The organism is Nocardia sp. NPDC051052, from assembly GCF_044456045.1.
In the GTDB taxonomy this organism is placed as follows: Bacteria; Actinomycetota; Actinomycetes; order Mycobacteriales; family Mycobacteriaceae; genus Nocardia.
The window spans coordinates 1-1,341 of the sequence record NZ_JBITFL010000054.1; the positions used below are offsets into that span (position 1 = coordinate 1).

General features: G+C 68.2%; 1 protein-coding gene and 1 pseudogene. One reads left to right on the forward strand and one right to left on the reverse strand.

Annotated elements, in window-relative coordinates; translation table 11 throughout:
- Positions 1-159 precede the first annotated feature (159 nt).
- Positions 160-1,005, forward strand: coding sequence for a hypothetical protein (locus ACIBCN_RS44530; RefSeq protein ID WP_396998941.1), 846 nt, complete (start codon positions 160-162; stop codon positions 1,003-1,005).
- A gap of 15 nt (positions 1,006-1,020) precedes the next feature.
- On the opposite strand, the pseudogene ACIBCN_RS44535 reads toward ACIBCN_RS44530, so the two are convergent.
- Positions 1,021-1,341 (reverse strand): annotated as a pseudogene (locus ACIBCN_RS44535) (esterase family protein); the annotation flags it as partial.

The following is a 1,341-nucleotide window of genomic DNA, read 5'->3' on the forward strand; positions in this document are numbered from 1 at the left end:
CGCGCTGTTGGGATCAACCCCATTACCGCTATGCAGGGACGACGACGGACGAGGCACCGACCGAACCGCTTGACACAAAACGACTTACGCTGATGGCAGGGCGAACAGCAGGCCGCGCTGGTCGCGTATTGGCTCGAGCATCAGCCTGCGGCGTTCTGGGTGTTCCGAGCGCTCTCGGGTGAGCCGCGCGGCTACGCCGGGTGTTTGGAGCTGACCGAGGCGGAGCCCGGCGCGGACCCGGGTGCAGTTGCCATGTGGCGGTACGCGCAGGACAACGGCGCGCCCCGACCCGGCGAACGGGTCCGAGCCTGGCGGTTCTTCCTCGACCGCGAGCACGGCCAGTTCACCTCGCCGTCGGTGACCCTGTTCGCCGCCTGCCAAACCCTCGACATCCTGATCAACGGCGACAACTCGGCCTGGACGCTGGTCGGCGCGTACGCCGACGCGGCCCGGTGGGGCCACACGATGGCGGACCTCGGTTTCCAGCCTGCGCCAGGAGCCGAGTACATGGTCGGCGAGCGGCGGTTTCCCGTCTTCGCGCACGACTGGCGCCGCACGGATGTCGCGGGGTGGCTGCGTTCCGTGCACGCCCGGCAAGCCGGTGCGCCCACTGGCCCAGCCGAATCCGGCGGCGGCAACGCGGTGCTCGCCGAGCCCGAGTTCACGCGCGCCGTCCGAGATGCGCTGCGCGACTTGCACACTCCCGAGCGGATACGAGACAACCCGTTGCTCCGCGCACGCATCGTGCGACAGCACCAACGCGGCGATAGATCAGCCGCCGACACCCTGCGAGACCTGCTCACCACGGGCGCGGGGATGTTGCGGCCGGATCTGCGCGAGCTGGTGGACCGCACGTTCCTGCACCCGACTACCACCCAGGAACGCGTCGCCCAGTCGCTGCATCTGTCGTTCAATACCTATCGGCGGCACCGGGATCGGGCGGTCGCACACCTCGCCGAGTGGCTGTGGGCGCGCGAGGTAGGACGGCAGCCGAATACCGACTAACCCGCCGATCCAGCATCAATGCAGCGCGGCCTCGAACAGCGGCCAGGAGTTGTGCAGGTCCCGTTCCCAGTAACCCCAGGAATGGGTGCCGACCGGACGGAAGTCGAAGGTGGCCGGAATGTTCAACTCCTGGAGACGCTCTCGTAGCTGGCGGGCACAGGCGCTGGTAATCGCCTCCAGCACAACGCCGCTGGTGAGCTGACCGGCGAGTTCGCCTGCGTTGCCGTGCGTTCGGTCGAGAGTGTCGAGTGGTCCTGGTTGTCCGGTGCCGGTGGAGATGTAGAGGGTGGTGTTGTGGAGTTGGTCGGCGTGCAGGTAGGGGTCGTTGGCGGCCCA